The 8,724-nt window shown below is 62.0% G+C and carries 4 protein-coding genes and 1 pseudogene; 3 read left to right on the top strand and 2 right to left on the bottom strand.

Annotated elements, in window-relative coordinates; all coding sequences use genetic code 11:
* The 3 genes and pseudogenes from LN450_RS18800 to LN450_RS18790 all read left to right on the top strand — a co-directional run.
* Nucleotides 1–1,998: pseudogene (locus LN450_RS18800) on the top strand (hypothetical protein); the annotation flags it as partial.
* A gap of 40 nt (nucleotides 1,999–2,038) precedes the next feature.
* Nucleotides 2,039–2,689 (top strand): hypothetical protein, encoded by a 651-nt coding sequence (locus LN450_RS18795; RefSeq protein WP_011348405.1) that lies wholly within the window; start codon nucleotides 2,039–2,041, stop codon nucleotides 2,687–2,689.
* Between the two features lie 223 nt (nucleotides 2,690–2,912).
* Nucleotides 2,913–4,226, top strand: coding sequence for a hypothetical protein (locus tag LN450_RS18790; RefSeq protein ID WP_011348406.1), 1,314 nt, complete (start codon nucleotides 2,913–2,915; stop codon nucleotides 4,224–4,226).
* 166 nt (nucleotides 4,227–4,392) lie between these two features.
* Here LN450_RS18790 and LN450_RS18785 read toward each other — a convergent pair whose 3' ends face one another.
* Together LN450_RS18785 and LN450_RS18780 are read right to left on the bottom strand one after the other, a co-directional pair.
* A complete protein-coding gene (locus tag LN450_RS18785) occupies nucleotides 4,393–7,518 on the bottom strand; it encodes an efflux RND transporter permease subunit (protein ID WP_011348407.1) in 3,126 nt (1,041 codons plus the stop codon).
* Complete coding sequence (locus LN450_RS18780) at nucleotides 7,515–8,585, bottom strand: efflux RND transporter periplasmic adaptor subunit (RefSeq protein WP_011348408.1); 1,071 nt, start codon at nucleotides 8,583–8,585, stop codon at nucleotides 7,515–7,517. Before LN450_RS18780 ends, LN450_RS18785 begins: the two co-directional genes overlap by 4 nt.
* Nucleotides 8,586–8,724: the final 139 nt, after the last annotated feature.

Below are 8,724 nucleotides of genomic sequence, written 5' to 3'. Positions count from 1 at the left end.
GAGTCCGGTCAATACGGCTATGACAGCCCCATCGCGCACCTTCAGCGCGGTAGCGATGGGGTGATCCGCGTGGTGGCCGTGACCAGCAGCGAAGACATCCGGCAGGCGTTGAGTGAGGTGCAAGGCAGTCGGCGTGAGGTGCCAAGCCTTGGAGGGGCGCCCGAAGCGAAAGGGGAAACAGATAGCTCTACTTCTGACTCTTCCAATCCGCAGCAGGTGCTGGATATCCAGGCGCGCATGCAAGCCTCTGTCGCGGCGCAGGCGCGGCAAGAACGCGAACAGCAAGATCGTCTTGCGCAAGAGCAACACGCTGCGCAGGTGCGCGAGCATCTCCAGCAGGCACAGCCTCAGCGCGAAGAGAGGTCGCAAAGCGAACAAGCAGTCCAGGCGCACGCGGTGCTGGAAGGTCAGCGACAAGCAGAGCAGCAGCGTGAGCTAGAAGAGCGTCAACTACAGGAGCGGCAGGCACAGACCAGCCAGCAACGCGAGCTGCAGGAGCGTGAGGAAAGGGATGTCCAGGAACGTCAGGTGCAGGAGCGCCAAGCCCAAGACAACCAGCAGCGGGAGCAGCAAGACCGCCAAGCTCAAGAAGCCACGCGGGTTGAAGTCCAGGAACGTCAAGCGCAGCAAGACCCCAGCCAGCACGCCTGGCAACAAGCCGATCCTCAGCCGCACGCTCCGAATGCGGCGCTGGCTCAGCAAACGCCGCAGCCCGATTTGCAGCAGGCAGACGTCCACCAGCAGATCGAGGCGCATAACCAGGAGGTAGGCGAACGCGCGGCTCACACCACCTCTGACCCACGGATGCAGGCACCTGATCCAGGCGATGCGCAGCTGCATCAAGCACAAGAACCGGCACGCGCGCTGGAAAGGCATGCGTTGGAGAGTCGCGATGCTGCGCACCTCCAAGTGCCTGCCTCTGGTGGCCAGGAATTCGGCAGCCAGCCTTCACAAAACGCGGAGGCCAATGCGGTGCATCACCAGGTGCGAACGCAGCAAGCAGAGATGGAGCAAGCGCCGGTCCGTCAGCAAGAAATGGCGCGTGAGCAGGACGGAGAGTCGGTTCGCGTCATGGCCCCAATAACGCCTGTGGCAGTAGAGCCGTTGATGGCATCGCAGGCCACGGCGCTTACCACTCCTGAGCAAGAAGCTATGGGAGCGCAGCCCGGTCCTTCAGGCACCTTGCTCGCTGCGCATGGTGCGCCGTTGCTTCCACCTCAACACCTTGCACAAGCACACCAGTATTCCCCAGAAGCCAGTGCTGTGAGTCGCTCCTCCGTGGGGGCAGCAGACGCGGAAAACCAAAGCACTCAATCGAGCTCAGCGCAGGACCGTAGCGCCGCAGACCCGGGCGGTGCTCTGTTCCTGGAAGAGACCATGCGCTCGCTGCGCCAGTTGCAAGAGGAGATTGAGCGGGGTGATCGGGAAGACGAACGCTTCCACCAGGAATGGAAGGAGTATCGCGAGCGTGGAGAACCCTATCCCTTCGTGCACCAAGAGACGCAAAGCGTGCAAGGCAGCTCGCCCAGTGAAGCGGCTGAGCAAGCCAATGCTTTTTCACCCCTAGCTCAGCGCTTTGCCGGCCCAGGGGGAAAGGATGCGCCAAACCAGTCATCGCAGGTTGAGCGCAAATCCATCACGGGTGACCCTGACGTGGACGAAGTGCTCTATGCGCTCGACAGCAAGAACGAACTGGCGATCGAGCAAGCGCTGAACCGGGTCGCCAATAGCGCAGCGACCCAGGCGCTCATCAAAAGAGGCAACGAGTTCTTGGAGGCGCAGGCCCAGCAGGAGGCCCAGGAGCTCGCCGCCACACGCCAGGCGCTGGGGATGGATGTCTCAGCGGAGATCAACACCAGCCGCGGGCCGGTGATGGTGATGACCTTGCCGGAGTTTGCCAAGGGACCGATGCAGAGCGGTCCCCAAGGGGACGGCGGTGGAGGTGGAGACGGCGGCGGCGGGGGAGGAGGCGGTGGTGGTGGAGGGGGTGGCGGTTAGTCAAAATCGCTTCCGTGACCAGCCGAGCTCAGGAGACCCCATGGACAGGCAAGACGCCGCCGCAATGGCGGAAATGATGGCCACGTTGAATGCATCGAACACTTCGTTGCAAGAGACGGTCAAAGTGCTGACGACGCTGGTGGCATCCATGCAGCAGCGCGAACAACGGTTGCGCGATGTGGTCGCCGAGCAGCTTCAGGTAGTCCAACACGCGGCCAGCAGCGCCGATGCCAAGGTCAATCGGGTGCTCGAGAACGCACTGCCGCGGCTCACGCAACTGACCAATCAAGCGTTGACGCAGACGCTGGAACCGGCAGCCAAGCGGTTCAACAAAGAAATGGCCACTGCGGATGAGACATTGCAGCAAGCCACTCGACGTTACGCGCAGGCCCAGCAGTCCTTGGAAACAAAGATCACTCGACGCATGGGCATTGCATCCGCCACGATGCTCGTGGCCGGCGTGTTGGGCCTGGGTGCGGTGGCCTACTCGGTTGGCATGATCACCGAAAAGCGAACCGAACTCGCACAGCTTCGAGCGTCCATCGACTACCTGGATCGCGTGTCGCGTGCAGACGTGGCTCCCTGTGGGGAAGGAAGGCTCTGCGCCACGCTTGAGAAGAACGGGCCGCGTTACGGCAACCAGAGGCAGTACAGAGCGATCAACCTGCGCACTGCACCTGCTGCGCACTGATTCCTTTGCCCCGCTGATTTTCGCTAGGTCATAAACGTCGGCTCGGTTAGCGGTCGGCAACCGAGATCTGCTTAATCTACTTCGCAATGTTCTTCTGAGTGTGTCGTAGCCCTTGGCATAGCACTCTTGAGTTCTCGTGACTACGTTATCGCTCGACGGATCGCTACCTTCGTAGGAAACTCATGTACCGAACCTAGCCCATAGTGCGCCCTTCCATTCGAGGATGAAGAGTGCGCGATCAAACCTGGGATCAAATATTCAAGGGTTTCAACGGGAAGCGGTTTTACAATCAGGCCAGACATTTCTCGCAGCGGTAAATCAATCAATTCAAAAGACCCATATGAAAGATCTGGAAGCAAAATTGTCGGAGCAGAGCCATTTCGGATCACGGCTAAGGCAAGGTGAGCCTATCCTGCTGGCGGGGGATTACACTTCCCGACTTGTCGGATTCTCAATGAATAGCGTGTTCGAAAGTGAGATAGCACATGTCCGCGCAAGAGCGGCGCTGACCTCAGATGCGCCGCTCTTTCATAAGGTTGTTGAAAGTCTGGAGGGAGTGATCACGCATGCAGCAAGCAAGCAGGGCGTCGCGATCAATCTTCGGCAAGCGAGTACGATTCTTATGATCGTCAAACCAGATAACTCTTTTGAGCTCTGGGTTGACGCAGCAGCCGTTGCACTTAACTGCAGAATAAAGCGCTCCCTGGCGGCGGAGTCTGCAGTCTTCGAGCAGGATATCGCCGACATCACTCATATGCAGTTCCCGCTTGTGGAGATTGGTGAGAGGGACGGAGTTCTTTGCTTGTTTAGAGAGGCATGGGCCTTTGGACTTGCGTTTGACTTCAACGTTGGGGGCGCATTGGACCGCGAGCAGTTCGAGCGCGACCTGGGAAGTCTATATCGCGTGCTGCGGTATCGACATATATACGAGGTCATGGACAACCCGGCTACCATGGCTGCCCTTAGATCCAAGGGCTGGTTTCCGTTCGCTGAGATCATCACCTCTGAGTTCCGACAACTTGCGTCGTACGTCGCATCGGGGTTTGACATTACGAAAATTGAAGCCGATATCGTGGAGGCGTTCGATGATGAACGCCTGAACTGGCTGCTTGAGCGCTGGAACGCCAAGCCGCACTTCGTTGCCAAGCAGGCGTTGCTGGAAGAAGCAATTCAAGCATTCAAGCAACGAAGGCCTGTAGCCGTGATCAAGATCCTTCTGACTGAAATTGAAGGTATTTTGCGGGATGCCTACCGCGCGAAAAATGAAGGGAAAAATGCCAAAGTGAATACTCTGCTGGAGTTCGCACGAGAAGCGGGCGAGAGGAGCGCAGGGGCACCTGACACGCTACTTTTTGCCCATGCCTTCCGTGAGTACATGCACGAATACATCTTTGCGAACTTCGATCCCATGGAGCAGTCAGGAGAGGCTGGCTCACGTCATGCAGTGGGACATGGAGCAGCAACGCAAGAGAGCTACACCATGACTCGAGCTCTGCAGGCTATTTTGACTTTGGATCAGCTGGCCTTCTACACCTGAGTCTTTCAGGCTTAGCAAAACGTGGCGTAGATATCCTAAGCGGTACAATATGCTGTGTTTGAGGTTCAACCTGCTGTAAAGACTTACGTTGATGGGGATTCGGAAGCTCTCCAACATGCTGTGGGCTCTTGGGGAATAAGCTAAGCCGCTGCGCCACCGGCCGCGTTCACGCATGCCCACCCACCGACGGCGTCTGCGCTTCCAGGGTTTCCAGCTGGCGTGCCACCGCTTCGGGCGACTTGGTAAACGGCGCGATCAGGCTGTAGAACGCCGGCACCACGTACAGCGACAACAACGTGGACAGCGAGACGCCGAAGATCACCACCACGCCGATGGTGGCGCGGCTGGCCGAGCCAGGCCCACCGGCTACCACCAGCGGAATCGCGCCGACTACCGTCGCAATGGAGGTCATCAGGATCGGGCGCAAACGCACCGATGCCGATTCCACGATGGCCGCATGCACACTGCGCCCTTCGTCGCGCAACTGGTTGGCGAATTCCACGATCAGGATGCCGTTCTTGGCCGCCAGCCCCACCAGCATCACGATGCCGATCTGACTGAACAGATTGAGCGTGCCGCCGGTCAGCCACAGCCCCACCAGCGCGCCCAGCACGGCCAACGGCACGGTGAGCATGATCACTAACGGGTGCGCGAAGCTTTCGAACTGCGCGGCCAGCACCAGATACACCACTAGCAGCGCCATGCCGAAGGTCAGCAACACCGCACTGCCCGATTGCTGGTACTCGCGCGATTCGCCTTTCCAGTCCACCTGCGCATATTCGGGAAGTTCTTCCTGCGCGGCCTGCTGCGCCCAGGCAATGGCATCGCCAAGCGGGTAGCCCGGGGCCAGGCCGGCGGTGATGGTGATCGCACGCAGGCGATTGAAGCGATTCAAGGTGCCGGCTTCGGCCACTTCGCTCAATGTCACCAGGTTGGAGAGCGGGATCAGTTCGCCACGGTTGGAACGCACGCGAATGGCGGTGAGGTCTTCCGGCGACATGCGGCCTTCGCGCCCGGCCTGCAGCATCACGTCGTATTCCTCGCCGTTGTCGACGAAGGTGGTGACGCGGCGCGAGCCCATCAACGCTTCCAGCGCCCCGCCGATGGCAGTGACCGGCACGCCCAGATCGGCCGCGCGCAGGCGGTCGATATTGACGCGCATCTGCGGGCGGGTTTCCTTGTAATCGGAGTCGGGGCCGACCAGACCGGGGTTGGCTTCCATGCGCTGCAAAATGCGGTCGCGCCATTGCGCAATCTCCGCGTAATCCGGCCCGCCCAGCACCAGCTGGAACGGTTGTCCACGGCTACGCACCAGCCCGCCGCTTACCTGCGTGCGCGCACGCACGCCGCTGAGCACATTGAGTTTCTGCTGCACCTCATCGGCTACTTCGGTGGTGGGGCGGGAGCGCTTTTCCCAATCCTGCAAGAACACGCTGACCCGGCCGGTGTGCATTTCCTCGCTGCTGCCAAAGCCGCCGGGCACGCGCGGGTTGGCGCGCACGATGGGTTTGTCCGGCCCCACGAAGGGGCGCAGGATGTCTTCCACCTGATGCATCTGCCCCACCGTGTAATCGAAGCCGGCACCTTCGGGGCCGTCGATCATGATCTGGAAATTGCCGCGGTCTTCGGCCGGCGCCAGTTCGGAAGGAATGCGGCCCATCAGCCATGCGCTGGCGCCCAGCGCCAACAGCATCAACAGCGCAAAGATCCAGGTGCGGTGCACATGCCGCTCCAGCGAGCGCCCATACGCACCGGACACCGCCTGCATGCGCCCATCGAACCAGCGGTGGAAGCGATTGGGCTTGGCCTGCCCATGCGCGCGCAACAACTTGGACGACATCATCGGCGTCAGCGTCAGCGCCACGAAGGCCGAGATCGCCACTGCCGCCGCCAGCGCCACCGCCAATTCGCGGAATAGCCGCCCGGTATTGCCTTCCAGAAAACCGACCGGCAGAAACACCGCCACCAGCACGGCCGTGGTCGCAATCACCGCGAACGCCACCTGCCCGGTGCCGCGCTTGGCGGCCACCAGCGGCGGTTCGCCCAGATCGATCCGGCGCTGGATGTTTTCCACCACCACGATGGCGTCGTCCACCACCAGGCCGATACACAGCACCAAGGCCAGCAGGGTGAGCAGGTTGATCGAAAAATCGAAGGCGTATAGCGCAATGAATGCGGCAATCAGGCACACCGGCACCGTCACCGCAGGAATCAGCGCGGCACGCGCGCTGCCCAGAAACACCCAGATCACCACCAGCACCAGCACCACCGCTTCCACCAGCGTGTGATACACGCGCTCCACCGCCGCATCGATGAAGGTGGTGGTATCGAAGGCAACGAAGATGTTGGTGCCCTTCGGGAGCGACTTCTGCACTTCTTCGGCCTGCGCGCGCGCTTCGCGCGCCACGTCCAGCGCATTGGCGGTGGAGTTGCGCACGATGCCCAGCCCCACGTTGGGCACGCCATTGCTCTGGAAATAGGCGCGCCGCTCGGCCGAGGTCAGCTCCACCCTGGCCACATCGCCCAGCCGTACCACGTAACCGCCCTCGCCCTTGTTCAACGGCAACTTGGCGAAATCTTCGGGCTTGAGATAACTGCGCTCCACGCGCAAGGTGAAATCGCGCTGCGCCGATTCGATGCTGCCGGCGGGCAGCTCGACGTTTTCGTTCTGCAGCGCCGCTTCCACATCGGCCACGGTGAGTTCGCGTGCCGCCAATTGGTCGCGGTCCAGCCAGATGCGCATCGCATAGCGCTGGCGCCCGCCGATCCGCACCTGCGCCACGCCATCCAGGCTGGAGAAGCGGTCGACCACGTAGCGCTCGGCGTAGTCGGACAGCTGCAGCGTGTCCATCGTGCTGGAGCTCATGTTGAGCCACAGGATGGGGTCGGCGTCGGCTTCGACCTTGGAAATCTCCGGTGGACGCGCCTGGTCGGGCATGCGGTCGGACACCCGGCTGACCGCATCGCGCACGTCGTTGGCGGCCGCTTCCACATCGCGCGATTGCACGAACTCGATACTGATGTCGGAGGAGCCATTACGGCTGCGCGCCTCGATGGTGGAGATGCCCTCGATGCCGGCCAGCGCGTCTTCCAGCACCTGGGTGATGCGGCTTTCCACCACTGCGGCAGAGGCGCCGGTGTATTCCACATCCACCGAGACGATGGGCGGGTCGATGGCCGGCAACTCGCGTAGCGTGAGGCGGGTGAACGACATCACCCCCAGCACGATCAGCAGCAAACTCATCACCACCGCCATCACCGGGCGGGTGATAGACAGGTCGGAGAGTTTCATTGTGCGGCCGCCTGCGGGCGGGGCGCTGCGGGCGCGGCCTGATCGGCAATCTTCAGGCCCGGGCGCAGCTTGCCGGTGCCGTCCACTACGATGCGCTCGCCGGCCTTGATGCCTTCGAGGATTTCCACCTTGCCGTCGCGGCGCTCGCCCAGCCGCACATCGGCGCGCTCCACGGTGCTGTCGGGCTTGACCCGGAAGACGTACGATTCGCGCCCCACCTGCACCACCGCAATTTCCGGAATCACCACCGCCTGCCGCGCCGGCTGGAACAGCCGCACATCCAGCAGCATGCCCGGACGCAGCCGGCGATCGTCGTTGGGGAAATCCGCACGTACCGTCACCGAGCGCGTGGTCTCATCGATCCGCGAATCGATGGTCACCACCTCGCCCTGGAACTGCGCGCCCGGATACGCCGCCGCGCTGCCGCTCACGGCATTACCGAGTTGCACCAGGCCGAACTGCGATTCCGGCACCTGGAAATCCACGTACATGCGCGCCACATCGTCCAACGTGGCGATCACCGTGCTGGAGGTGATCAGCGAGCCAGGGCTGATCTGGCGGATGCCCAGCACACCGGAAAACGGCGCGCGCACTTCGCGGTCGGTGATTTCCGCGCGCATCTGCTGCACGCGCGCCTGTGCGGCATCGCGCAGCGCGCGCTGCGTGTCCACGGTGGACTTGGCCACCAGTTGCTGGCCAACCAGACTCAACTGACGGCGGTACAACTGGTCGGTCTCTTCGAAGGTGGCCTGTGCGGCGGTCAGTGCCGCCTGCTGCGAATTGCCGCGCAGACGCAGCAGCAATTGCCCGGCCTTGACCTCGTCGCCGCTGTCGAAATACACCTGCTCCACCACATCGCTGACCGCGGCGGTGAGCGCCACCGATTCGCGCGCACGCACGGTGGCGATCGACTGCACGGTCGAGTTCCAGGGTTGGGTGGCCACCGTCTGCACCGAGACCGGAATGGGTTTGGCGGCGGCCGGCGTGCTGGCCTGACGGCTACAACCGGCCAGGACAGCGGCCAACAAGAGCGCGGCGCAAACGCGCGCGCTGGGCAGAACAGGCATCAGAACATCCTGGCGGGGTACGTCGAAAGTTTACCGACCTAGCCGCCATGAATTGACAGAAAGGGCGCGCTTTGCACCATGACCAAAGACCCTTGCTGTCCTTGGCACGATGCGCTGGTCAGCGCGGCCAGCACCTGGC

This window comes from Xanthomonas euvesicatoria pv. euvesicatoria, assembly GCF_020880415.1.
Classification (GTDB): Bacteria; Pseudomonadota; Gammaproteobacteria; order Xanthomonadales; family Xanthomonadaceae; genus Xanthomonas; species Xanthomonas euvesicatoria.
Note: the sequence above shows the minus strand (reverse complement) of the source record. Positions and strands in the feature narration are given on the sequence as shown.